This window comes from Nonomuraea endophytica (assembly GCF_014203235.1).
GTDB classification, from domain to species: domain Bacteria; phylum Actinomycetota; class Actinomycetes; order Streptosporangiales; family Streptosporangiaceae; genus Nonomuraea; species Nonomuraea endophytica.
Window position 1 is genome coordinate 563,126 of record NZ_JACHIN010000006.1, and the last position, 23,224, is coordinate 586,349.

At 69.9% G+C, this 23,224-nt stretch carries 22 protein-coding genes; 15 read left to right on the forward strand and 7 right to left on the reverse strand.

Annotated features, from left to right (window positions below; all coding sequences use genetic code 11):
* Nucleotides 1-131 precede the first annotated feature (131 nt).
* Complete coding sequence (locus HNR40_RS24760) at nt 132-839, reverse strand: SDR family oxidoreductase (protein WP_184965189.1); 708 nt, start codon at nt 837-839, stop codon at nt 132-134.
* 59 nt (nt 840-898) lie between these two features.
* Between HNR40_RS24760 and HNR40_RS24765 the strand changes: the two genes are divergently transcribed.
* The 4 genes from HNR40_RS24765 (at nt 899) to HNR40_RS24780 (ending at nt 5,474) form a co-directional block, all read left to right on the forward strand.
* Nucleotides 899-1,360 carry a MerR family transcriptional regulator gene (locus HNR40_RS24765; protein ID WP_184965190.1) on the forward strand — a complete coding sequence of 154 codons (462 nt, stop codon included), beginning with the start codon at nt 899-901 and terminating at the stop codon, nt 1,358-1,360.
* Nucleotides 1,361-1,531: 171 nt separating this feature from the next.
* Nucleotides 1,532-1,942, forward strand: a complete 411-nt coding sequence (locus HNR40_RS24770) for a VOC family protein (protein ID WP_184965191.1) — start codon at nt 1,532-1,534, stop codon at nt 1,940-1,942.
* Nucleotides 1,943-2,715: 773 nt separating this feature from the next.
* Nucleotides 2,716-4,113 carry an RNA polymerase sigma factor gene (locus HNR40_RS24775; RefSeq protein WP_184965192.1) on the forward strand — a complete coding sequence of 466 codons (1,398 nt, stop codon included), beginning with the start codon at nt 2,716-2,718 and terminating at the stop codon, nt 4,111-4,113.
* Nucleotides 4,110-5,474 (forward strand): WD40 repeat domain-containing protein, encoded by a 1,365-nt coding sequence (locus HNR40_RS24780; RefSeq protein WP_184965193.1) that lies wholly within the window; start codon nt 4,110-4,112, stop codon nt 5,472-5,474. The genes HNR40_RS24775 and HNR40_RS24780 overlap by 4 nt, the downstream gene beginning before the upstream one ends.
* Nucleotides 5,475-5,613: 139 nt before the next feature.
* On the opposite strand, the gene HNR40_RS24785 is transcribed toward HNR40_RS24780, so the two are convergent.
* Entirely contained in the window at nt 5,614-5,979 is a 366-nt protein-coding gene (locus HNR40_RS24785) for a hypothetical protein (protein ID WP_184965194.1), read from the reverse strand.
* Nucleotides 5,980-6,269: 290 nt separating this feature from the next.
* Here HNR40_RS24785 and HNR40_RS24790 point away from each other — a divergent pair, with 290 nt between their 5' ends.
* The 5 genes from HNR40_RS24790 to HNR40_RS24810 all read left to right on the forward strand — a co-directional run bounded on the left by HNR40_RS24790 (nt 6,270) and on the right by HNR40_RS24810 (nt 9,358).
* Nucleotides 6,270-6,413, forward strand: coding sequence for a hypothetical protein (locus tag HNR40_RS24790; RefSeq protein ID WP_184965196.1), 144 nt, complete (start codon nt 6,270-6,272; stop codon nt 6,411-6,413).
* A gap of 282 nt (nt 6,414-6,695) precedes the next feature.
* Entirely contained in the window at nt 6,696-7,067 is a 372-nt protein-coding gene (locus HNR40_RS24795) for a hypothetical protein (RefSeq protein WP_184965198.1), read from the forward strand.
* Nucleotides 7,067-7,771 (forward strand): hypothetical protein, encoded by a 705-nt coding sequence (locus HNR40_RS24800; RefSeq protein WP_184965200.1) that lies wholly within the window; start codon nt 7,067-7,069, stop codon nt 7,769-7,771. Before HNR40_RS24795 ends, HNR40_RS24800 begins: the two co-directional genes overlap by 1 nt.
* Nucleotides 7,764-8,621 (forward strand): ATP-binding cassette domain-containing protein, encoded by an 858-nt coding sequence (locus tag HNR40_RS24805; protein ID WP_184965202.1) that lies wholly within the window; start codon nt 7,764-7,766, stop codon nt 8,619-8,621. Before HNR40_RS24800 ends, HNR40_RS24805 begins: the two co-directional genes overlap by 8 nt.
* Complete coding sequence (locus tag HNR40_RS24810) at nt 8,618-9,358, forward strand: hypothetical protein (RefSeq protein ID WP_184965204.1); 741 nt, start codon at nt 8,618-8,620, stop codon at nt 9,356-9,358. The genes HNR40_RS24805 and HNR40_RS24810 overlap by 4 nt, the downstream gene beginning before the upstream one ends.
* Before the next feature lie 44 nt (nt 9,359-9,402).
* Here HNR40_RS24810 and HNR40_RS24815 read toward each other — a convergent pair whose 3' ends face one another.
* On the reverse strand, nt 9,403-9,987 hold the full coding sequence (locus HNR40_RS24815) for a TetR/AcrR family transcriptional regulator C-terminal domain-containing protein (RefSeq protein ID WP_184965206.1): 585 nt from the start codon (nt 9,985-9,987) through the stop codon (nt 9,403-9,405).
* A 72-nt stretch (nt 9,988-10,059) separates the two neighbouring features.
* On the opposite strand from HNR40_RS24815, the gene HNR40_RS24820 reads away from it, so the two are divergent.
* Both HNR40_RS24820 and HNR40_RS24825 read left to right on the forward strand, forming a co-directional pair.
* A complete protein-coding gene (locus HNR40_RS24820; protein WP_184965208.1) occupies nt 10,060-11,307 on the forward strand; it encodes an FAD-dependent monooxygenase in 1,248 nt (415 codons plus the stop codon).
* Between the two features lie 251 nt (nt 11,308-11,558).
* The gene (locus HNR40_RS24825; RefSeq protein ID WP_184965210.1) at nt 11,559-11,930 is read left to right on the forward strand and encodes an FtsX-like permease family protein; all 372 of its coding nucleotides are present in this window, start codon (nt 11,559-11,561) and stop codon (nt 11,928-11,930) included.
* Nucleotides 11,931-11,938: 8 nt separating this feature from the next.
* Here HNR40_RS24825 and HNR40_RS24830 read toward each other — a convergent pair whose 3' ends face one another.
* Entirely contained in the window at nt 11,939-12,589 is a 651-nt protein-coding gene (locus tag HNR40_RS24830) for a winged helix-turn-helix transcriptional regulator (RefSeq protein ID WP_221340762.1), read from the reverse strand.
* A gap of 60 nt (nt 12,590-12,649) precedes the next feature.
* On the opposite strand from HNR40_RS24830, the gene HNR40_RS24835 reads away from it, so the two are divergent.
* The 3 genes from HNR40_RS24835 (at nt 12,650) to HNR40_RS24845 (ending at nt 19,327) form a co-directional block, all read left to right on the forward strand.
* The gene (locus HNR40_RS24835; RefSeq protein WP_184965214.1) at nt 12,650-13,057 is read left to right on the forward strand and encodes a DUF1761 domain-containing protein; all 408 of its coding nucleotides are present in this window, start codon (nt 12,650-12,652) and stop codon (nt 13,055-13,057) included.
* A 139-nt stretch (nt 13,058-13,196) separates the two neighbouring features.
* Nucleotides 13,197-14,150, forward strand: coding sequence for a hypothetical protein (locus HNR40_RS24840; RefSeq protein ID WP_184965216.1), 954 nt, complete (start codon nt 13,197-13,199; stop codon nt 14,148-14,150).
* A 74-nt stretch (nt 14,151-14,224) separates the two neighbouring features.
* Nucleotides 14,225-19,327, forward strand: a complete 5,103-nt coding sequence (locus HNR40_RS24845; RefSeq protein ID WP_184965218.1) for a DNRLRE domain-containing protein — start codon at nt 14,225-14,227, stop codon at nt 19,325-19,327.
* A 45-nt stretch (nt 19,328-19,372) separates the two neighbouring features.
* Here HNR40_RS24845 and HNR40_RS24850 read toward each other — a convergent pair whose 3' ends face one another.
* The 3 genes from HNR40_RS24850 to HNR40_RS24860 are packed head-to-tail and all read right to left on the reverse strand — an operon-like array spanning nt 19,373 to nt 22,267.
* Nucleotides 19,373-20,587: an aminopeptidase gene (locus HNR40_RS24850; RefSeq protein WP_184965220.1), complete on the reverse strand. Its 1,215-nt coding sequence runs from the start codon at nt 20,585-20,587 to the stop codon at nt 19,373-19,375.
* Entirely contained in the window at nt 20,568-21,755 is a 1,188-nt protein-coding gene (locus HNR40_RS24855) for an MFS transporter (RefSeq protein WP_184965222.1), read from the reverse strand. The genes HNR40_RS24850 and HNR40_RS24855 overlap by 20 nt, the downstream gene beginning before the upstream one ends.
* On the reverse strand, nt 21,752-22,267 hold the full coding sequence (locus HNR40_RS24860) for an ArsR/SmtB family transcription factor (protein ID WP_221340763.1): 516 nt from the start codon (nt 22,265-22,267) through the stop codon (nt 21,752-21,754). The genes HNR40_RS24855 and HNR40_RS24860 overlap by 4 nt, the downstream gene beginning before the upstream one ends.
* A gap of 98 nt (nt 22,268-22,365) precedes the next feature.
* Here HNR40_RS24860 and HNR40_RS24865 point away from each other — a divergent pair, with 98 nt between their 5' ends.
* A complete protein-coding gene (locus tag HNR40_RS24865; RefSeq protein ID WP_184965224.1) occupies nt 22,366-23,217 on the forward strand; it encodes an alpha/beta fold hydrolase in 852 nt (283 codons plus the stop codon).
* The last annotated feature ends 7 nt before the right edge of the window (nt 23,218-23,224 follow it).

The following is a 23,224-nucleotide window of genomic DNA, read 5'->3' on the forward strand; positions in this document are numbered from 1 at the left end:
GGCGCTGGGCCGATCGCTGACCCGCAGCATCGGCGCGAACTGCTGCCAGGTGACGCCGGACGCGCGGGCGGCCTCGATCAGGTCCGGTCCAGGAATGCCGAGTGTGGTTCCACGTAGAGGAGGGTCTGAGGTCAGGCGGTGAGGGCGGCCTCTGCTTCCCGGTAGATGACGCTCGGGTCCTCGGACAGCCAGGCCTTCACCTGGCGGCTCCAGGAGTCGGCGAGCACCTCCGGCCGGTGCGCCTCGATGCCGTCGAGGGCGGCCGCGACAATTGCCTCGGGGGCGGTCTTGTCGCCGTCGTACCAGGCCATCATGTCGGTGTCCGCGGCGCCCAGGTGCAGGCCGGTCACCAGGGTGCGCCGGCCGGCCAGTTCCAGGCGGACGCTGTTGGTGAGCGCCCATTCGGCGGCCTTGGCCGCGTGGTAGGCGCCCGCGCCGTCGAAGGCTAGCCAGGAGATCGCGGACAGGACGTTGAGGATCGCACCGTCGGCCAGTTGGGGTGCGAAGGCGCGGATCACGTTGAGGGTGCCGTAGAAGTGGGTGTCCATCTCGCGGCGGATCGTGTCCAGGTCGCCGGTGATGAGGTTCGCGCCGGTGGAGATGCCCGCGTTGTTGATCACGATCTTGACGTCGGGCGCCGCGGCGGCCGCGGCGGCGACCGACGCCGGGTCCGTGATGTCCAGGCGCAGCGGGATGACTCCCGGAACGTCGATGAGGTCCAGACGGCGGGCGGTGGCGTACACCTTGCCGGCGCCGCGGTCGAGGAGGGAAAGGATGAATTGCCGGCCCAGGCCCCGGTTTGCGCCGGTGACCAGCACGTGTGCTCCGTTGATCTGCATGCCGGATAGGCTAAAACCTGACGTTGACGTCAGAGGCAAGTGTTGTGATGGAGGTCACGGTGCGTATCGGCGAGTTGGCGGCGCGATCGGGCGTCAGCGTGCGTGCCCTGCGTTACTACGAGGAGCAGGGACTGCTGAAGGCGGACCGGAGCGAGTCCGGGCAGCGTCACTATCCCGCGTCCGCGGCCGACCGCGTTGAGCTGATCCAGACGCTCTACTCCGCCGGCCTGTCCAGCCGGACCGTCGCCGAACTGCTGCCCTGCGTCGATGCCAAGGTCAGCACGCCCGAGTCGCGTGCCCGGCTGGCCGCCGAACGTGATCGCATCAACGCGCAGATCGCGGCGCTGGCCCGTACCCGTGACAACTTGGACGCGGTCATCGCCTCCACCGGAAGCCCGGCCAGCGGCTGCGCGGTGATCGCGGACCACGATGTCGCTGCGCGGCCCGGTTCGGGCTCGACATCAAGAACGCGATCCGTTACGCCGAAAACGTCCGCGCACTATCAGGGGAGCACCAACTGAGGAGCAGGACTCCGCCACCATCCCGGAACCCAGGGTGCACGCCTTGTCGTTCTTTCTGGCGGTCAGCGACCGTTGCTGAGTACTGACACGTTTGCCAAAATCGTGGACCACCTAGCCTGGCTTCGTGTTCAGGCAACTCAGGCTCCCGTGATCTTCTGGCAAGCTCGAGGGATGCTCAAACTCACCGATTTCATTATCGACTGCCCGGACACCATGGCGCTGGCGGCTTTCTACTCCGAGGTGACAGGCCGCCGGATCAAGGAAGGCAGCCACGAGAACTGGGCCGGTATCCAATTCGGTGAGATCGAGCTGGCGTTCATCCGGGTGGACGATTACCGCGCTCCGCAGTGGCCCGACAGCGAACACCCCAAGCAGTTCCACCTCGATTTCGAAGTCGACGACATCGAGTCCGAGCAGCTTCGCGTCCTCGGACTCGGCGCGACGCTGCAGCAGAACTTCATCGGCCCCGAAGGCTACGGCTGGCGGATCTATACCGACCCGATCGGCCACCCCTTCTGCCTGTGCCGCAACAAGGGTGTCATCTGGACCGACCAGGGCCCGACCTGGCCCAAGCATGACTAGAACCTGACTCGACGCGGTTGGCGATGAGCGTTCGAACTGCGCTTTGGAAGATGTGCGCCTGAGGACGTCGGTCAGAATTGACAGCGCTGTGGGGCCGTGTTGCGATCTCGCCTCGGCCGGTGAAGTCCGGCGGCGCCGCCAGGGCCAACGGCGGCGGAGGTGGGCGCTGGCCGCCGGTGACGACCGTGCCATAGTTGTGCCCGCTCCACGACCACTGATCCGACGCCTTCGCTGTGCACGCTGCCGGGCCCGCTCACCTGTGCCCGGCCCTCCACCTGGCCGACCAATGTGCCACCCGACATCGACCCGACCGCAGGCGAGCCCGCACCGGATATCGGCACCGCCAGCGCCGGTATCGGTACGGCGGGAGGTGCGCCGGCGGGCCTTCAAGCACCGATATCCGCAGAGATGGCGCTGGTTCTCAGCGGATATTGTCAGTAATCCTCAGTAATCCACGGAGGCGATTGGCCCGCTCACTCGACGCTCTGGTTGTCGATATCCACAATCGAGCAGATATCCAGACTCCTCTACACGCCGCGTGGCAGTAGTCGCTATCTTTACCCCTCGTGCATAGATATGTCGGGTTTCGCGCGTTCGTTCAAGAACACGAGCGCGGCCTCATCGCGGCGGCCTTTCTCCTCACCGGGGACCACACGTTGGCCGCCCGCCTGACCACTCAGGCGTTCCGCTCTGTCGGCCTGTCCTGGCCGCCGTCTGCCTGGGCTGACCCGGCACAGCATGCCCGCATTGCGCTCTACCAGGCCTTCATCAGTATGAAGAAGGTTCCGGAGGGGGAGCATGGGCTGCTTGGGCTGCCCAAGGTCCAGCGGCTCATCGTCGTGGCCTGCCTGCGCGACGGGCGCCCGCACGCCGAGGTGGCCGCCCTGCTGGACCTGCCGGTGGAAGAGGTCGAAGCCCAGCTCGCCGCGGCCCAGCTCGGTGACGTCGAGCTGGCCGTGCCAGACGACGAGATCCCCGCCCCTGACCTGGCCGACCACGCTCTGCGGTCGGTACGGCGGCGCCGCCTGCGCGGTGCTGTCCTCCCCACGGCGATCTTCCTGGCCATGGCGTTGGTCCTGGCCTTCTTACAGGTGCGCCCTCTTTGGGCCTATCTGCGCGACCCGGCTGTTCCAGGCTACAAGGAAGGCGATCTGACAGCGATCGTCCGCTTGGACAAGAAGGGCAAGGTGTGGACCAGCGCGATGGGCGAGGGCAGCTTCAAGCATGAGACCAAGCCCAACGGGGAGATCACGGTCACCTTCACCCCGGACAAACCCCCCACGCCTCAGGCCTGGAAGGTTCCGCGCACCGGTTACGGCGTCCGCTACGCCGTACCGAACTCCTGTATGTCTGACTTTTCGCCCGTTGACATGGACAAGCCGCCTCCCCCACCCACACCGGGAACCGTCAACTGCCAGGGCTGGACCCTGACCCTGGTGGGCGGCGAGAGCACGGGCAAGGGCGAGCTCACCACAAGCTGCTCGGGAGACTACTGCGAACAGAGCGCCGTCATTCCCGACGCCGCCCGCTTGGTCACCGACGAGGGATCCAGCTCCTTCGTGCTCGACATCGCGATCAGCCGAGATGGCCACCGGGTCGCCTACCTCAGCTCTGCCGAGCGCAGATACATCGCGGCTGACCTGCGTACCAAGAAAAAGGTCTACCTCACCCCCGAGCTGACGCCCGCCCAGATGAGGGAGTATCTGCGCGTCCGCATTTCGCCCGAAGGAGGCCTGTTCACCGTCGAGGGGAACGGCAAGAGCCTGCGGACCGACTTCGACAGCGGCATCACCAGCCCGGTTCCCGCCACCGACCGCCTCCCCGAGAAGGTGTCCGACAAACTCGAAACGGACTACTACACCTGGGCCGACTCCCCCGACGGAAAGCGTTCGGCCGGAATCGACAGCGAGCACAGCAAGAGCGGCACCCTGGACATCCTCGACTCCAGGACCGGCAAGCTGCTCAACCGCCACCCGCTGCCGAGCCTCGGCGGTGCCACCGAATCGGAGGCGCTGGGCTGGGTGAACGACGACGAGGTCGCCATCTTGATGACGGCCGGAACCGACTTCCTCGGCTGGTTCCGGGTCGATGCGAAGACCGGCCGGCTCGTCCGGATGGCGGGCATTCCGTCCAACAACGACATCGTCCTGGGCGCGGCGGTGCTCAAGTGACGGTCCACGAGTACTGGCACGAGCCACTGCTTCGCACCGCCTTTCTGCTGTACGGCAAGCGCGCCACCCGAATCCTGGCCGCGGTGCTCTGCCGTCATCAGGACGTCCGTCAGGCCCACATCGCCCTGTATCGGCGCTACCTGCGCTGGCCCGCCGCCTCGCGGGCACAGCGTGCCTTCGACGTGGCGCACTTCCACGACAGGCGCAGCGAGGCCGAGATCGCCGACCTGTTGGGCTGGAGCATCGAGCGGGTCCGGACCATGACGGGGACGGCGCCGGCCGTACCTCCTGCCGACGACGTCCCCGACCCGGGCGAACTCCTACGACGGATCAGGCGGCGGCGTGTGCTGCGCCGGGCGCTCCTCATCACGCCAGCGGTTCTGCTGCTGCCGGCGATCGGAGGTGTGATGCTGTGGGGTCATCTGGCGGCCCTGCACGACAGGGAGCAGTTGATCGTCCAGGAGCGTGCGCACCAGCGGACACTGCCTGACCGCTTCCAGGAGATCGCGTTCATGCCCAGCAGTGGCGTCGCACCCGTCAAGTACGCCTACCAAGACCCCGGACCCGGCCTCGACGGGCCCGCCGCCCAGTGGTACGTCATCACCGAAACCCGCAAATGGCGGCTCAAGGACGCGCTGCGCGAGCAGGGCCTGATGGCCATCACCCCCGATGGTCGCAAGCTCGCCTACTACAGCTTGTCGCGCGGCCGGATGGTCATCCACGACGTCACCAACGGCCAGATCGTGCCCGCCTCGGCCACGTTCGCCAAGCGTCGCCTGAACGTCATGGACGCCTACACGTCCATGGCCTTCTCCCTGGACGGCCGCCACCTGGCGTTCCAGCTCGACGCGATCCCCAAGCAGGACCTCAAGGCCAGTGGCGTCATCGTCACCGACACCACCACCGGGCGCATCGTGGACCTGCCCGCCAAGGACCTGACACTGGCCGGATGGGCCAGGGAAGGCGTCGTGATAACCGGTGACCGGCCCGGCCGGGTCATCCGGCCGGACCGGACCGTGGTCGCCAAGATCGCCCAAGGCATCGGCGAGGAGAACGACGTCGTCTCGCCCGACGGACGCCTGGTGGCTCACGGGCTGACCGACGAATGGACCAAGAGCTTCACCTTGCTCGATTCGCGCACCGGCAAGACGGTCCGCGAGGTCCAGCCGCAGCTCACCAAGGGGATGCAGCTCGAGTTCCTGCACGCGTGGCTCGATGACACCCATCTGGTGATCTCCGCTGCCGGGCAGGAGCCCGTCACCAGCTATCACCTCGTCGACATCACCACAGGCACAACGCGCCCACTGATCACAGAGGACCTCGGCGTGCCCTACTCCCTCATCCTGGGCAAGCTGCGATGAGCCGGTACTTGCTCCACCGACGGGAGGAAGGAACGTGGACAGCGCGAGCCAGATCGCCGTGGAGAGGCCGGCGTAGAGCAGGCCGACCAACACCAGGAGGTGCCTTCATGTCTCGCCGTCGGTGGTTGAGGATGAACTGCTACCACTTCTGCCATTCGTCGGTCTTGAAGCAGCGCATCGCCCAGTAGGAGAGCTTGGAGGGGCCGGTCCAGCCGACGTACGGGGCGTGGCCCTGCAGGCATCGCATCTTCTTGATGGTGACCAGCTCCCACTTGCCGTTCGTGCAGGCCGGGATGAGCTTCTTGATGATGCGCTTGCCGCACAGCCACTTGACGCTGGGCATCGGGCGGGCCGTCAGCGACGTGAGCGATGCCGTGGTGGCCGATGCGGAGATCGATGCCGGAGCCGCTGTGGTCGCCGAAGCCGCCGGTGCCGCCGTACCCGCCAGAGCCAGCGAGAAGGCTCCCGCTGCTACGACTGTGCCGATCTTCGTGATCGCCTTCATGATGCTTCCCCTCTCTTGTGCCGAACGGTGTGAGAGGAAAGTAGGGCCGCTGCCGTTGAGCCTTCGTTGAGGTCTTGTTGAGCTTCGCCCGGCCGCACCGGGAGAGTACGCACGAATTCGGACTGTTGCTGTCTGTAGCCGGTCAGGTTGTGCGGCGAGGCTTCGTGTCTTTGCGGTGGTGAGCTGAGCGTTGTAGAGCGCTCCGGTGAGCGGCGTGTGGGCGCGACTTGGTCCACCCGAGGGTCTGTTCGAGCAGCCGAAGGGTGTGCTCCGGATCCGCTAAGGAAGGCTTGCCAGAGGTGGATCACCGCCTGCAGGTGATCTGTGCCGTCACGCTCGTCCGGGGAGTCGAGGAGGGTGCCCGGGTCATGCCCGGACTGCTGCTGATCGGCGGCTGGCCCGTGGCGAACGCGACCCGCTCCTGCGCATCGTGACGCTCATCTTCGGCTTCCTTCTGATCTGGGACGCGATGACCCCGCTCGGCTTCTGGCGGCTGGGCGCCGCGGGAGGGGTTCCGTGCCGCCCTCGCACACGGAATCGCGATCTTTCTGCTGGCCGCCGCGCTCGTGTGACCCGAGGCATCGACGGCCGCCGGTGGCGTTCAACACCTTCTGGAGGCGGGCCGTACGTCAATAACCAAACAAAAGCCCTGTTCCCTAGCGTTTCCCCGCGGTTCCAGTCGAGGAGCCGTTTCAGCACAACACAGGGAGATATCCGTGACTCCGAGAGTTCGCGCGCTGGCCATGCTGGTGGCCGCCGGCGCCGTGGGAGCGGTCGTGGGCTTCGCGCCGGGCGCGCTGGCCAAGGCCACGACGGTCAGCGCCGACTGCTGGCGCCCGATCGGCACCAGCTACCTGGAATGGGGCTCGACCGCCACCTTCGACGTCGCGAAGGTCGGCAACACGGTCGCGGCCGGCCTGTACCACGAGGGCGCGCGCAAGGACTACAACAAGAAGACCGGCGGCTGGACCCTCATGTCGGTCCGTGACAGCAGGTACGGGGTCACCGGCGGCAAGAAGTGGCAGGTCGAGGGGTCGGCCTGGGTCGGCAACGGCCCGTGGATCAGCAACGTCTGCCGCGTCACCTGATGAAGCGTGACGGCGCGGTGCAGGGGTACTCGCCGAGGACCTTCTCGGCGGGTGCCCTGGCACTCCTGGTCGCCGCGTTGCCGTTGTTCGTGGCCTGGTCGTCGGGCTACTACGGCAGCCCGCCGCCGGGTGTGTCCACGCTCGCGCTCGGCGCGCACTGGGTGTGCGGGTGGCTGATCCCCCTGAACGCCGGCGCCGTCGTCGCCTACGGTACGGCCGGCCGGGTCCTCGACCGCAGGATCGTGCTGTCGGCCCCTGGCGATCCGCGTACCCGCTGGTGGCGTGAGCACGGCCTGGTGCTGGCGGCAGTGGCGGTCGTGGCCGGGACGATCGTGGCCGGGCAGTCGGCCGCCTCGGGTGAGTCGGTGGCCCGGCTGGCCGTACCGGCGATCAGCGGGCTGGTCGTGGCGCTCTGTACGGCGCAGCTCGTCGTGGCCAGGTTCGGGCACGCGCCCGGCACGGCCTGCGGCATCACCACGACGGTCACCGCCGCGGTGCTGGTCGGCCCTTGTCTGAGTTACGGCGCCCGGCCCTTCGCGGTGGACGCCACGCTGCACGGCTGGATGTCCGGTGACCCGGGCCTCGGCCCGCCGGTCACGGCGGCCGCGCTCGCCTGGCCCGCCCTGGCGGTCGCGGCCGTCGCCGCCGGGCGGATCTTTCCCCTGGACGCGGCCGCGCTGAGTGGAGCACGGGATCATGATTGAGCTGAACGGCGTCACGAAGACGCGTGCGGGCCTCGCCGCGCTGGACGACGTCACCCTGGAACTGGACGGCGGGCTGACCGCGCTGCTCGGCCGCAACGGGGCGGGCAAGTCGACGTTGCTGTCGATCCTGGCGGGGCTGATGTTCGAGAGCTCGGGGCGGTTCAGCCTGCGCGCGCAGCCGCTCGGCCGGCGCCGCGCGGCGCTCCGGGCCGAGACGACGCTCCTGCCGCAGGACCTGGTCGTCGACCCGCGCGCGCCCGCCGAGGAGTTCGTGCGCTATCTGCTGCGGTTACGGGGCCGTCCGGACCGCCTGGTCGGGGAGATGTTCGAGCGTTTCGGGCTGAACGGCGTGGCCCGCCGTCCGCTGGGCGAGCTCAGCGGCGGCACCCGCCGGCGAGTCGGGCTGGCCTACGCGTGCGCCTGCGACACCCCGATCCTGCTGCTGGACGAACCCACCCAAGGACTCGATCCCCTGGAACGGCTCGCGCTGGCCGACTACCTCACCGAGATCGGCCGGAGCAAACTCGTCGTCTACTCCACCCACATCATCTCGGACGTCTCCTGGATCGCGCCCCGCCTGGTCGTGCTCGACCAGGGACGGGTCGTGCATGACGGCTCGCCGGACAAGCTTCTCGCCGCCACGCCACCGGTGTTCGAGGTGAGCTGCCCGACCGGCGCGGACGTCGAGCGGATCCGGGCGAACGGGCTGGTGACCCGCCTGGCGCGCGGCGACGGGGACGACTACGCCGTACGGTGGATTCCCTCGACGGCGGGACCGCACGACGGCGCCGAGGTCGAGCCCACGCTCGACGACGCCTATCTCGCGCTCTGCGCGCAGGGCCCGCGATGATCGGCTATCACCTGCGCCGGGCCGCGCGCGCCCGGTACCTGCTGGCGCTCCTGCCCGCCGGATGGCTCACCTGGATCGGCTTCCGGCTGGGCGGCACCGAGGTCGGCGACGAGTTCGGCCCCTGGGGGCTGGCCCGCTACTGGGCGATCGTCACCGCGCTCCTGGCCGCCGGCCTCGTTCCCCTGCTCGGACCGCTCTGGCAGGAGGAACGGCTGCGCGCGGGCTGGCGGCTGGCCGCGGCCACGCCGTCCGCGGTGAGCAAGGATCGCCTGCGCGTCTTTCTGGCCGGCTTCCTCGTCTATGCGGCCGGGATCGTGGTGTGCGCGTTGTTCGTCGGCGGACGACTGTACGGCGCCGCCGCCTGGTTGCCGTCGCTGCTCGTCGTGACGGCCGTGGGCCCGCTCCTGGGCGGCTACGTCCTGCTGGCGTGCTGTTACGCGATCAACAGCCGGTGGGGCCCGGCGCCGGCGATCGGGCTCGCCATCGTCATGGGCAGCCTGGACCTGGCCAACGTGCTGCCCGCCGTCCTGTCGGTGTCGGGCACGGGCGACGTCGCACGGCTGAGCGCGTCGTGGACCGTCACGTTCGAGGAGCCCGGTTTCGCCGAACTTCCCCTGCCCACGTGGCCGTTCCTGGCCGCCCGCCTGGTCGCGGTCGTGGGATGCACGGCGCTGGTACTGCTCAGCCGCCGCCGCGTTCTATCCAGTTCCGGCGAAGAAGGCGGGTCCGACGCGTGAGCGCCGGGCCGGAAGGCCCGGGGTTTCGGGCGGTTCCCTGACGGTCAGCCGGCAGGTCGCTGAGCGTGTTCGGCGCGATGGGCCAGGCCGTCGAGGATGAGGGCCAGTCCGTCCTCGAAAGCCGCTTGGTGGTCGATCGTCGGCACGTCGGCCGGGCGGGCCGTACCGGGGTCGGCGTCGGCTTGTTCTTCCAGGACGCTGCCGACGGTGAAGCGGCTGGCGGCCAGCATGGCCATCTGGGCGTCCTTCTCGGGCAGGCCGGAGGCGGCCAGAAAGGCCATCTTGTGGGCGATCCGGTCGAGGTCGGCCGGGCCGGGACTGGATCCGGAGTGCAGGCGCGCGCCGTCACGGCGCATCAGCAGGGTGCGGCGGAAGCTGCGGGTGTTGTCCAGGAACCATTCCCGCCAGTCCTGGCCGGGGGCCGGTAGCGGTGCTGTGGCGTGCGGCGTCATGGCGGCCTCGGCCATGGCGCCGAGGAGTTCCTTCTTGTTGCGGAAGTGCCAGTAGAGCGACGGCTGCTCAACGCCCAGGCGTCTGGCCAGCTGCCTGGTGCTGATGGCGTCCAGGCCGACCTCGTCGAGGAGGTCCAGCGCCTGGGCGATGACGGTCTCGCGATTCACTTTCACCACGTTTGACAAACTATCACCGATAGAGTTCCCTGGTGAATGAACCTATCAGTGATAGATAAGGACGTCGATGACATGGCTCTCGCATCGGGAACGCGCTCCTTGAAGATCCTCATCAGCGGCGGCGGGATCGCCGGGCAGGCGCTGGCCTACTGGCTCGCCCACGGCGGTCACCGGGTCAAGGTCGTCGAGCGCTTCCCGGCGCTGCGGGCCACAGGCGCCCAGGTCGACCTGCGCGGCCAGGGCATCGAGGCGATCGAGCGCATGGGACTCATGGGCGCCGTCCGGAACAAACTCGTGGACGAGGCGGGCGTCGCGTTCGTGAACGCCGCCGGCAAAGCCAGGGCGACGATCATGGCCAACACCTCGGGGCGGGGCCGCCAGAGCCTGACCTCGGAGTACGAGATCATGCGCGGTGACCTGGTGCGCATCCTCAACGACGCGACGAAGGACAACGTGGAGTACGTCTTCGGCCAGAGCGTGGACGGCTTCGACCAGGACGAACACCAGGTCGTCGCGCACTTCTCCGACGGATCATCGGAGGAATTCGATCTCCTGGTCGGCGCGGACGGGCAGGGATCGCGACTGCGGCGGGCCATCCTCCCCGAGGGATTCGACCCGTATTGGCGGGTCGGCATCCACATGGCGTACTGGTTCGTCTCGCGCATCGCTTCCGACGGCGACATCCGCGACACCTACATGGTCCCGGGCGGGCGCCAGATCATGCGCCGCAGCCACAATCCGAGCGAGACGCAGGTCTACTTCGTGATGAGGGAAGACTCCGAGGAGGCTTCAGCGATTCACCGCCAGCCCGTCGAACGCCAGCAGGAGTTCTGGGCCGGCAGGTTCGCCGGCGCCGGATGGCAGACCGAGCGCTTCATCGACGGCATGAAGACCAGCCCGTTCTTCTACTCCCAGGAGATCGCCCAGGTCCGCATCGACACCTGGTCCAAGGGCCGCGTGGTCCTGGCCGGCGATGCCGCCCACTGCGCCTCCCCCTACAGCGGCATGGGCGTCTCCGGCGGTCTGGTGGGCGCCTACGTCCTGGCCGGAGAGATCAACCAGCACCCCGATGACCTGCCGGCGGCGCTGGCGAACTATGACACCAAGTTGCGGCCCTTCGCCGAGGGGATCCAAGGCCAAGTCAACCCGCGCCTCCTCCGGCTGGGCATGCCCATGACCCAGCGCGCGATCGACGCCTTCCTCACCGTCACCGGGCTCGCCACAGCGCTCCACATCCCCGACCTGGTGGCACGTTTCTCCAAGGAGGACCGCGGTGGAGACTGGCGGCTCCCGGACTACCCACAACTCCAAGCCGCCTAGCCGCCCGCGTCAGGTGCCGGCGCACCCGCGCGCTGTCGGGAACAGGCCTGTCGAGCTCCTCCACGCCATGGCGGACGGCCTGGCCGTACACGCGGCCGAGACCACGCCCGAGGTGATGCGCGCCGTCATCGCCCGCCACCTCGACGAACTCGCCCGGCGAGCATGACGGAGGTCGTCGCCGTTACGACCTTGCACGGATAACCGCTATCACCGCCCTGCCCAACCTGCGGGCCGAGAATTCCGGCCACCTGATGATCGCGGTCTCCGCCCTGCTGATCACGATGGCCGTGGTGAACATCGTCGCGTTCACCTGGACCATCGCGATGGAAGCCCGGCCAAGCCTGGCGGTCGCGCGTACGCTCGGCGCCACTCCCGGGCAGGTCTCCGCGGGGTTGTCCATCGCCCAGCTCCTCCCCTGCCTGCCGGGCGCTGCCGTCGGCGTCCCGCTGGGCATCGGCGTGTTCTCCGCTCTCAGCCCCGGGAACGCGGTCGTGGCGCCGTTGCCCTGGATGCTCGTCGCCGCGCTCGCAACCCTCCTGGTGACCGCGGCACTCACCGCCCTGCCCGCCCACCTGGCGGCCCGCCGTCCCGTGGTGCCGGTGCTCAGCGCCGACACAGCGTGAACGGCCCGTCAACTCTCGGCCGGCGATTGGCCCGCCCCCGCGGGGAAGACTCGGCGGAGGACTTCGGCGTCACCCTGGAGTCGTCCCGCGGAGACCGCCTGGTCGATCGTGAGCCCCCCGGCCGCGAGCCCGACGACGATCTCCGGCGCGGCCGTGAGAATCGTGCCCGGCCGGTCGCCGGGCTGGACGACCGCGCGCGAGCCGTTCTCGTCGATGCGCAGGACGATGAGGAGGCCTTCGATCTCGAGGCCGAGTTCGAGTGCGGGAGCCGCGGTCACGTCACGAAGCAGGGCCGGTAGCGCGAGCGCCAGCCAGCGCGGCTGGAACGCGTCGTCGCCCCGTCCTGTCATCAACAGCGGCGCACCCCACCTGCCGAGCGCCTCCATCGGCTCGCGGAGTTCCGCACCCCACGGCGTCAGGGCGTAGAGGACTCCCACGTCTCCAAGCCGCCGCTCGACGATCCCGTTTCCCTCCAGGCTCCGCAGTCGCTCCGCCAAGAGGTTGGTCGCGATCCCCGTGAGGGAGGTCTTCAGTTCGTTGTAGCGCAGCGGACCGGGGAGCAGTTCGCGCACGATCAGGAGGTTCCAGCGGTCGCCCACGACGTCCAGGGCACGGGCAAGACCGCAGAACTGCCCGTAGGAGCGCTTGATATTTTCCACCACAGTTGATTGTATCAAGCACTGTTGGCGCGTCGCCAGAGACGATCAAGGAGTTACACCATGGAGATCAACTGGCTTGCCACCGTGCTCGCCGTCGTCGCCGGGATGGCCGTGGCGGTCGCGTGGTACAGCAAGAAGGGCTTCGGGATCGTCTGGTGGAAACTGACCGGCATAACGCCCGAAGAGTCCAAGAAGGCCAGCGGAAGGAACATGGTCCAGCTCCTCATCGCCAACGGCGTGACGGCCCTCGGGCTGGCGGCCGGCATCGGGATCGCGTCGGCGGCCACGGGTGACGATTCCGTGGGGCTGGCGCTGCTGGTCGGTCTCGTGGCGTGGCTGACGTTCTCGGCGACCACGCTCCTCCAGCACAATGCCTTCGAGCTGAAGCCTCCGAAGCTGACCCTCATCAACAGCGGCTATCAGCTGGTGCTGTTTCTCGCCATGACGCTGGTGATCGGGCTGCTATAGCGCCCGCCAGACCAGCGGTAGAGATCATGAAGACGCCCAAGGTTCTCGTGCTGTCAATCCAAGATCACCCTAATCGTTGCCGGTGATCTTTACGTTTGCGGCGTTTGTGCAATGCACCACCGCACGTGGAAGGACATGCATGCGCATCTCCGCTCGGGCGCTCGTCGCCACTTTGGCGACAGCTCTGGCACTCAGCAGCGTGAACGCGGCGGGCACCCCTGCCTTCGCGCAGCAGGACCCCGCCCTGGCAGCCCTCACCCAGGTGGTCCCCGAGATCGTCGAAGAGGCCAGGACCACACCGCCCACCGAGATCCCCAACGGTGACGTCCAGCGGCCCTTCGCCATCGCGACGGATCCCGACCGCACCCTGACGGCGACCGTCGCGGAGACCGACATCGGCATCGGCATGCCGGAGGCCGCGGGCAACGGGAACCAGCCGCTGCCCGGCCTGGTCACCTACACCGCCAAGCAGCCCAGTGTCGCGTACGCCCACCAGCGCACCGGCCAGATCGCCCGCGCGTTGACCATCATCAAGGACGCCACGGCCCCGACCGAGTACCGGTTCCCGATCTCCGCCCCCGAAGGCAGCATGCTGGAGGTCGAGGAGGACGACGGCACCGTCCTGATCTACAACAACGACTTCTACCTCGCCGAGATCGACCTGCCCTGGGCCAAGGACGCCAACGGCAACGCGGTGCCGACCTCGTACCGGGTGGAGGGCATGACGCTCATCCAGACGGTCAGCCACGCGGGCGCCGCCTACCCCGTGGTCGCCGACCCCGCGCTGAAGCTGCAGTGCGAGTGGTGGAAGGCCATGTGCCGGCTCATCTTCTCCAAGAAGCTCACCAAGTCGATCTACAACGCCTGGTTCGTCGCCGGGGTCGCCGGCGCCATCGAGGCGATGAAGGGTGCCTGCGACAAGCTCAAGGGCAAGGCCAAGCTGATCTGCAAGATCGCTTACACGGCCGGCGGCGCGTCGGCCATCTACAAGGTCCGGGAGGCGGCCAACAAGAAGCAGTGCTTCGCGGTCCGGTTCCAGGCTCCGGGCATCGTCTGGTACGAGGTCCGCAAGAAGAGCTGCCAGAGCAAGTAGCCCGACCCGCACCACCCGACGCCCCCGCCGCCCGGCGGGGGCGTCGCCCTTCGCGTACCTCCCCCGGAGCACCCATGCCTGTCATCTCGCCACGGGCTCTCGCCGTCGGTCTCGCCCTCCTGCTTGTCCCCCTGGCCGCGCCCGCGTCACCCGCCACCGCCGAACCACCCGCCGCCGAAAGTCCGGCGGACGGCGTCGCGCCTGATGAGCCCTCCGCCCGGCTGTCCGCTCGCCTGACGGGCCGGCGGGTGGAGGTCGCGGACGCCCGTACCGAGACCACCACCACCTACGCCAACCCGGACGGCACGCTGACGGCCGACTCGTTCGCCGGCCCGGTCAGGTTCCGCCGCGACGGCGCGTGGGTGCCGGTGGACATCGCGCTCACCAAGGCGCCGTCGGGCGAGATCGTGACGCGCGGCCACGGCCGCGCACTCAGGCTCGGCGGCGGACGTACCGGCCTGGCCAGGCAGGAAGGGCCTTCGGATCTGATCACGATCGGCGAGGGCGCCACCAAGGTGACCATGCAGTGGAAGGACGCGCTGCCCGCGCCCCGGCTGTCCGGCGAGACGGCCACGTACGCGGACGTCATGCCCGGCGCCGATCTGGTCGTCACCGCCACCAGGACGGGCGCCGAACAGTTCCTGCTGCTGAAGTCCCGGCCGGCCACTCCCCTGACGTACACGCTGAGACTGAAGGCGGCGGGTCTCCAACCGCGGCGCTCGGCCGGCGGCGGCGTGGAGCTGGTCGACGCCAAGGGCAGGATCGCCGTCACCATCCCCGCGCCGGTCATGTGGGACGCGACCAAGCACCCGATCTCGGGCGAGCACCTGCGCCGCGCCCCCGTGGACATGAAGGTCTCCGGGCGCGACCTCGTCCTCACGCCCGACCCCGCCTTCCTGAACGATCCCGCCACGACGTATCCGGTCACCGTGGACCCGTCGCTCAACCTGGGCCAGGTCTTCGACACGTTCGTGCAGCAGGGCTACGGCACCGACCAGTCCGGCGCCACCGAGCTCAAGATCGGCAATAACGGCAGCGGCCAGGTCGCCCGGTCGTTCATCACGTGGAAGACCCCCGGCGCCGTGGGCAAGAAGATCCTCTCGGCGACGCTGAAGCTCTGGAACTACCACTCGTGGTCGTGCGACGCCCGCTCGTGGGAGGTCTGGACGGCCAATCGCGCCACCACGGCCTCGCGCTGGCCCGGCCCCGCGCTGGTCACCAAGTACGCCTCCTCCAGCCAGACCAAGGGTCACGGCAGCGGCTGCGCCGACGGGTGGGTCACCGCCAACGTCACCTCGCTGGTGCAGCACTGGGCCGACGAGGGCTACAAGGAGTCCGGCATGGGCCTGCGGGCCGCGAGCGAGTCCGACGAGTACGCCTGGAAGCGGTTCAACTCGGGCAACGCCTCGTCGCACGTGCCGGTCATCTCGGTGACGTACAACTCCTATCCGAGCACGCCGGTGTCCACGTGGGTCTCGCCGTACACCGACTACAACGGCGCCCGCTGGACCAACACGCTCACCCCGCAGTTGCGCGACCATGTGCGCGATCCCGACGGCGGGAACGTGCGCGGGCTGTTCGACGTGTACGCGGGCTCGACACTGGTGATCGACAACCTCTACGGCGGGTACGTGCCGAGCAACGGCTTCTCCGGCGGGAACGTGCCCTCGGGCAAGCTGGCCAGTGGCAAGACGTACACGATCCGGTCGTGGGCCAACGACGGCTCGCTGACGTCGAAGGCGTACCAGTCGGCGACGTTCTCGGTCGACACCGCCAAGCCGCCCGCGCCCAAGGTCGCCTCGCCGGACTACCCGGACGACGGCGGCTGGTACGGCGACGCCGGCAAGGCGGGCACGTTCACCCTCACCCCGGCCAGCGCCGACACCGGCTGGATCGCCTACAAGCTCGGCGGCGGCGCGACCACGAAGGTGCTCACCACCGGCGCGGCCGTCACCGCCAAGCTGACGCCCGCCGCGACCGGCGCGCACACGCTCACCGTGCACACCATCGACAAGGCGGGCAACGCCTCGCCGGTCACCGCGTACACGTTCAACGTGGGGTCCGGCGCGGGCGTGGCCGTGCTCGCCGCTCCCTCGGACGGCCTGCGCAGCCCGGGCAGGGTGCCGCTCGCGGTGACCGGCACGGGCTTCACCCAGGCCAGGTTCCAGTACCGGCGCTCGGAGATCGACGCCTGGGCCGACCTCCCGGTGGCGAACGTCACGGGCGCGGACGGCAAGCCGCTGACCGCGTGGCCGGTGGCGGCCCCCAACGGGGTGTCCGGGCTGATCTGGGACGCCGGGACGCAGCTCGGCGACGCCGCGGTCCAGGTGCGCGCGCTCGTCTCCGGCTCGACCGGGGCCACGGCGGAGTCCCGCCCGGCCGAGGTCGTCGTGGACCGCCGCGCCACCGGGGCCGCCACCAGCGAGGTCGGCCCCGGCGTGCTGAACCTGCTCACCGGCGACTACCGCCTCACGACCGAGGCCGGCGGCCCCTTCGGCCTGACGCTCACCCGCACGGCCTCCTCCCGCGACCCCGACGCCGCCTGGTCGCCAGGCCTGAGCGTGCTCAAGGAAACCTCGCCCACCTCCGTCGAGCTGACCAGGGCCGACGGCACACCGGTGCAGTTCACCAAGACAGCGGCGGGCTGGAAACCGGAGCCCGGCGCCGAGAACCTGACCCTCACCGGCACATACACGCTCACCGACGCCCGCGGCGAGATCACCACCTTCACCAAACAAGGAGAGGTGTACATACCGGCTACCCGGACCCACAAGCTGGATGTCGGCCACGACACCGCCGGACGCATGACCACCGTCTCCCTGAAGGGCACGGTGATCGCCCAGTACGCCTACGACGGCACCGGCCGGCTCGCCGAAACCTGGGACCCACGGATCAGCCCGCCGCTGAAAACCCTCTACGGCTACGACTCCGCAGGTCGCGTCACCACACTGACCCCGCCCGGCGAGCTGCCGTGGACCTTCGCCTACGAGGCCGACGGCCGGCTGCGCTCCGTCGCCCGCGCCACGCTCAAGCCCGGCACCGCCGACCAGATCGCCGGCGAGGCAAAGACGATCATCGTGTACGGCACGCCGCTCACCAAGGCGGCCGGCGGCCCGGCTGACCTGTCGGCCGGGCACGTGGCCGCCTGGGGCCAGGCCGCGGCGCCCGTGACGGCCACGGCGATCCACCCGCCAGGCTCCACGAACCGCCCCACCGTGACGTACCTGGACGAGTCCGGCCGGGCGGTCAACGTGCTGACCCCGGGCGGGCACCTGTCCGCCACCGGCTACGACCGGTTCGGCCACGCGGTGCGGGTGCTCACCGCGGCGAACAGGGAGTTGTCACAGCGTCCCACGACGGACTACCGGCTCGTGGAACTGGCCATCACCGGCTACGGCCCGGAGGAGCGCGCGGAGCTGCTGTCCACCCGCTCCGTCTACGACGCCTCGGGCCGCCGCAAGACGGAGGAGCTGAGCCCGGTCCACATCGTGAACCTGGAATCCGACGTGGACGACCTGCCGGCCGGATACGCCATCGGCGCCAGGACCCGCACCGTCAGCACCTACGACGAGGGACGACCGGCGAGCGCGACGGCCCGCGACCTGCCCACCACCGTCAAGGTCGGCGCCGTGATCGTCGGGCGCGAGTCCAAGCCGGACGCGGACGTCAGGACCACCGCCATCGCCTACGACTGGGCCGGCGGACGCCAGGTCAGAACGGTCCGCGACCCCGGCGGCCGGGCGGTCACCACCGACATCGCACGGCCCGTCCTCTACACGGCGACCGGCGGCGGAACCTGCGGCGGCCGCCCCGAGTGGGCGGACCTGGTGTGCCAGGACGGCGGGCGCACCTTCACCTACACCGCCGCCGGGCTCCCCCACACGGTGACCGAGGGAGGCACGGCCACCACGACCAGGCGCGACCAGGCGGGCCGCCCCATCGCGACCCAGGCCGGAGGCGAGACCGAGATCGGCATCGGCTACAGCCCGGCCACCGGCCGGCCCACCGAGCGGTGGCGCGGCGCGGAGAAGATCGTGACGGTCTACGACCGGCTGGGCCGGGTCCTGTCCCACACCGACGCCGACGGCGGCCAGACCCGCACCGAGTACGACGACCTCGACCGCCCGGCCAAGGTCGTGGACTCGGCCCCGTCCACCAGGGTCTACGCCTACGACCACGCGGCCGAGCCACGCGGCCTGCCCACCTCGGTCACCGACTCGGTCGCGGGCACCTTCACCGCCCGGTACGACGCCGAAGGCCGCCAGATCGAGGGCGACCTGCCCGGCGGGCTGCACGTGCAGTCCGCCTACGACGAGCGCGGGCAGAACTTCGCCCGGATCTACACCAAGGACGGCATGGAGGGCCCGGTGATGATCGACCAGGTCGGCCGAAACGTCCACGGGCAGGAACTGCTCAACATGCGCACCGACGCCATGACCGAACGGCAGCTCGGCTACGACAAGGCCGGTCAGCTCGCCTCGGCGCTGGAGATGGCGTTCCCGCTGTGCACGCTGCGCCGTTACGGCTACGACGGCTCCGGCCATCGGGTACGGCTGGCCGTACAGGCGTCGGAGGAGGACTGCCCGGCGGCCGACGACACAGCCGCCGATATCACGACATATGCCTACACCGCCGACGGCAGGCTGAGCGGTGACGGTTACGGCTACGACCCGGCGGGCCGTACCACGTCACTGCCGGGCGGCCGGAGCATCGGCTACTTCGCCGACGGCCTGCCGGCCCGGCAGACCTCCGGCGGGCGGAGCCTGACGTGGACCCGCGACCCGGCCGGCCGGATCAGAACGGAGAGCACCGAGGCGGGCGCGGTCACCGTTCAGCACTACGGCGGCGACGGCGAGCGGCCCTCCTGGACCACTGAGAACGGCGCCGTCGTCCGTCAGGTGGCGGGCGTCGGCGGCGAACTCGCCGCGCTCACGGGCGCGACCGGGGCGGTGCGCCTCCAGCTGGCCACCGTCGGCGGGAGCGTGGGAACCGAGCTGGACCTCGGCACCGGCCTGGCCACCGTGGCCGGGTACGACGAGTTCGGCGCGGCCTCCCAGCCGCGCCGATACGGCTGGCTGGGCGCCGCGTTCCACCCGACCACGCTGGACGGGACGGTCCTGGTGTCGGGCCTCCTGTACGACCCGTCGCTCGGCCGGTTCCTCCAGCGGCCGTACTGACCGGACCGGCCTGCGCCTTGCCCCGGGCGAGGCGCGGGCCGAGGGTCAGAACTGCCAGATGTCGTCGCGCAGCAGCACCACGTTCCCGCCGGGCCCCAGGCCGGTGACGGTGACGTCCGGGCCGCCGACCATGAAGTCGATGTGCACGCTTGAGGTGTTCACCCCGGCCCGGTCCAGTCGCGCGGGGTCGTCCGAGCGCAGGTCCGCGGGTACGCCGGGAGGCAGTCCCGCGCCCCAGGCCAGGTGGCAGGTGGCGTTCTCGTCCAGGAGGGTCTCCATGTACGTGATGCCGCTCTCGCCGACGCGCGAGGAGCGGTCGACCAGGGCGAGTTCGCCCAGGCGGGCCGCACCCGCGTCGGTGGCCTGGTGGGCGCGGACGACGTCGGCTCCGGTGCTCGCCTGGACGTCGGTCACGACGCCGCCGGCGAAGGTCATCTCCAGGTCGTGGATGACGGTGCCGTCCAGCGACAGCGGCCGGGTGGCGCGGACGGTGCCGTCGACCCGCCGGTAGTCGGGGGTGGTGAACACCTCCTCGGTCGGCAGGTTGGCCTGGAACGGGCGGCCTTCGACGTCCTGGAGACTGGCGGCGGTCCAGTGGGCGCCGGGGAGCAGGCCGATGGTCAGGTCGGTGCCGGGGCCCTCGAAGCGCACGGCGTCCAGGCGCATCTCGGTGAGTCGCCTGGCGCGGTCGAGCAGGTCGGCGATGCGCTGCTGCCAGGCTTCGCGCGGGTCGGGCTCGTCGAGGCGGAGGATGCGGCGCAGGTGCTGCCACAGCCGGTCCTGGTCGGGTTCGCCGAAGACCGTGCGGGCCCACTCGGGGGTGGGGCAGGGGATGATCGTCCAGCGGACGAGGTTGTTGAGCTGGAGCCGCTGGCGGGAGGTCAGGGACGGCATGCGGTCCAGGCCGGTGCGTACCGGGTCGAGCCCGGTCAGGAGGTCCGGCGCGGCGGTGCCGCGGAGGTTGACCAGGACGCCGCCGTGCCGTTCGAGGTCGTCGTTGCGGGCGTCGAGCCAGGAGGGGACCTCGGCCAGCGTCGTGGTGTCCGCGTGCCGGATACGCGAGCGTTTGGCATGCGGGTCGAAGTACCAGATGTCGGCATAGCGGGCGCCTCTGGCGTAGGCGGCCTCGGCCAGCGCGCGGGCGAGCGGGGCGTGCTCGATCTCGGCGTTGATCAGCACCCGGTCGTCGGCCAGCAGGGGCACGGCCACGTCGAACACGACGTCGGCGTAGCGGGACAGGTCAGCGGCGGGAAGGGTCACGAGGTGCTCCTTGGTGCTCGTCTCGGTGTTCGTCGTGGCGGAAGAGAGGCGGCAGGAACAGCAGGGCGCCCGCGGCGGACACGGCGCCGGCGAGGACGAAGCCGCCGGCCAGGCCGAACTGGCCGGCGAGGGCGCCCAGGGTCAGGGCGGCGCTGAGGAACCCGATGTCGAAGAAGGCCGTCGTGGTGGCCACGGCGGATCCGCGCTCGCCGGGCGGCACGCCGTGCACCGCCATCCTGAGGAAGGCGGGCAGCCCGAGCCCCTGCCCGGCGCCGGTCAGCGCGATCGCGCACCATGTTCCGGCGGGCGAGGGCCAGGCGGCGAGCAGGATCGATCCCACCCCGGTCAGCAGGAGGGAGGCGACGGCCAGGCGGGCCGGGGAGGCCGTGGCGAGCAGGCGCTGCCCGGCCAGCCGTACGGCCAGGAGAACGATCCCGTAGACGAGGAAGTGCGCGCCGCCGGAGCCCGTCCCGAGCGCGGCCAGATGCAGGGGCAGGAAGGCGCTGACGACGGTGTAGCCCCAGACGGAGGCCAGGTAACCGAAGCCCGCTCGCAGCGCGGACCTGGGGCGGCGGGACGGAACATGCCGGGGACTGGGGTCGGGGCCCGCGTTCGGCTTCGACAAGGTGGTCTTGGGCAAGGTGGTCTTGGGCAGGGCGGCGGCGAGAATGGCCGGCACCAGGGCCGAGATCGCGGCTGCTATCCAGACGGCGGTGAACCCGGCGGCGGCGTACAGCGTCTCGGCGAGGGCCGGTCCGGTGAGCAGACCGGCGTTGACGGCGACGGAGAAGTGGTTGATCGCGGCGCCGGGACGCCGGTGGTCGCTGGCCAGGGCGGCGAGGCCGACGTACACCAGAGCTTCACCAACGCCCGCGACCCCGCGCAGGAGGAGAAAGAGGGACAGGTTCCCGGCCAGGAGCAGGGCCAGCGACGACCCGCACAGTAACAGCGCGCCCGCGAACACGGCCGCCCGGCGGCCCGACCGATCGGCCACCCGACCGGCCAGCGGGCGGGCGATCAGCCCGGCCGCCGCGGTGACGGCCAGCGAGACGCCCACCCAGCCCGTCTGCGCGTCCAAAGGGCCGGTGACGTAGCGGGGCACGGCCGGGATGAGCAGCCCGATCGACAAGAACGCGCCACCCGTGCTGACGAGCAGGCGAGCGGTCATCGCTCGTCACGGAGTTCGAGCAGCAGCGCCGTCATGCTGACCTTGACACCGTCACGCGGCGGGCCGGCGTTGTCGTGAACGAGCGCCACGGCCTGGCCGATCAGTCCGACGACCTCCTCCCAGACGGGCCTGGCCAGCCACACCTCGGCATCGGTGGAGACGCGCTGGCGATCGGTCTCGGCCAGGCGCCTGCCCAGGTCGGCGCTCATCGCCTGGTGAAGGAGCTGCCGCCCCTCCGACCGGTCGATGCGGTCGCCGCTGGACAGGTCGTACTGGTAGCGCCGCTGCGGGCGGCCCCTTCCGGCCGCCGGCCGCTCATCGGTCTGCCGCAGGAAGCCCGCCTTGGCCAGTTGCCGCAGGTGGTAGCTGGCCGAGGCGTGCGCGATGCCGAGCTCGTCGGCGACCTCGGTGGCCGACATCGACGTGCCGGTGAGCAGCGACACGATGCGGATACGCAACGGGTTGGCGAGCGCGCGCAGCGGCACCAGGTCGTCCCGCTTTTCCAAAGGCATGTTGGGATAGTAACTTACCCAACGACTCTTTGGAAAACAGGCCGCCTTGACCTTGACACCGTGACAAGCCCTTCACTGCTGCCAAGGAGGTGGTTCCGATGACCATGATCTACAAGTCCCAAGAGGGTGGACTCGAGCTTCTCGACCACTACCGGCAGGTACTGAACGCCTGGCCGGTTCCCGCCGAGCACATCCGGGTGCCGAACCGCGAGGGCGAGACCTTCGTCCTGGCCTCCGGCCCGCAGGACGCGCCGCCCCTGGTGCTGCTGCACGGCTCGGGCGCGAACACGTCGATGTGGCGAGGAGACGTCGCCACCTGGTCCCGGCACTTCCGCACGTACGCGGTCGACCTCGTCGGCGAGCCGGGCCTGAGCGCGCCCTCGCGTCCCGCCCTGGGCTCCGACGCCGTGGCCCTCTGGCTGGACGACGTGCTGGAGGGGCTCCGGGTCACCAAGGCCGCGTTCGCCGGCACGTCACTCGGCGGCTGGACGGCCCTGGACTACGCCATCCGCCGTCCGGAACGGGTGACCCGCCTGGCCCTGATGTGCCCCGGCGGGGTGGGACGGCAGAAGGTCGGCTGGATCTTCAAGGCCCTGCTGACCCGCCCCTTCCGACGTGACGGGCTACGCGAGTCGGCGATGGCCGTCGCCGGACTGGACGGGGTGAAGGACCGGCAGGCGCTCGACGCCGTCGTCCTGACGTTCACGCACTTCAATCCCCGCAGGGAGAAACTCCCGGTCTTCCCCGACGACGCGTTGCGCGGCCTCACCATGCCCGTCCTGGTCATCGTCGGCGACCAGGACGCCATGTTCGACTCCCGCCAGAGCGCACGGCGCATCCGTGAATGCGTCCCGCACGCGACCGTGACCCTGCTCCCCGGAGTCGGTCACGCCATTTTCGGTCAGAGCGAGCCCATCGCCGAGTTTCTCCGAACCCGGCAGAACCGATGATGCCCCG

Coding starts and splice junctions, on each gene's coding strand:
- HNR40_RS24770 (WP_184965191.1), top strand. CDS start 1,532: ATGCTCAAACTCACCGATTTCATTATCGACTGCCCGGACACCATGGCG.
- HNR40_RS24810 (WP_184965204.1), top strand. CDS start 8,618: ATGATCGGCTATCACCTGCGCCGGGCCGCGCGCGCCCGGTACCTGCTG.
- HNR40_RS24820 (WP_184965208.1), top strand. CDS start 10,060: ATGGCTCTCGCATCGGGAACGCGCTCCTTGAAGATCCTCATCAGCGGC.
- HNR40_RS24840 (WP_184965216.1), top strand. CDS start 13,197: ATGCGCATCTCCGCTCGGGCGCTCGTCGCCACTTTGGCGACAGCTCTG.
- HNR40_RS24800 (WP_184965200.1), top strand. CDS start 7,067: ATGAAGCGTGACGGCGCGGTGCAGGGGTACTCGCCGAGGACCTTCTCG.
- HNR40_RS24855 (WP_184965222.1), bottom strand. CDS start 21,755: ATGACCGCTCGCCTGCTCGTCAGCACGGGTGGCGCGTTCTTGTCGATC.
- HNR40_RS24835 (WP_184965214.1), top strand. CDS start 12,650: ATGGAGATCAACTGGCTTGCCACCGTGCTCGCCGTCGTCGCCGGGATG.
- HNR40_RS24785 (WP_184965194.1), bottom strand. CDS start 5,979: ATGAAGGCGATCACGAAGATCGGCACAGTCGTAGCAGCGGGAGCCTTC.
- HNR40_RS24860 (WP_221340763.1), bottom strand. CDS start 22,267: ATGCCTTTGGAAAAGCGGGACGACCTGGTGCCGCTGCGCGCGCTCGCC.
- HNR40_RS24865 (WP_184965224.1), top strand. CDS start 22,366: ATGACCATGATCTACAAGTCCCAAGAGGGTGGACTCGAGCTTCTCGAC.
- HNR40_RS24775 (WP_184965192.1), top strand. CDS start 2,716: ATGAAGAAGGTTCCGGAGGGGGAGCATGGGCTGCTTGGGCTGCCCAAG.
- HNR40_RS24805 (WP_184965202.1), top strand. CDS start 7,764: ATGATTGAGCTGAACGGCGTCACGAAGACGCGTGCGGGCCTCGCCGCG.
- HNR40_RS24845 (WP_184965218.1), top strand. CDS start 14,225: ATGCCTGTCATCTCGCCACGGGCTCTCGCCGTCGGTCTCGCCCTCCTG.
- HNR40_RS24760 (WP_184965189.1), bottom strand. CDS start 839: ATGCAGATCAACGGAGCACACGTGCTGGTCACCGGCGCAAACCGGGGC.
- HNR40_RS24825 (WP_184965210.1), top strand. CDS start 11,559: ATGATCGCGGTCTCCGCCCTGCTGATCACGATGGCCGTGGTGAACATC.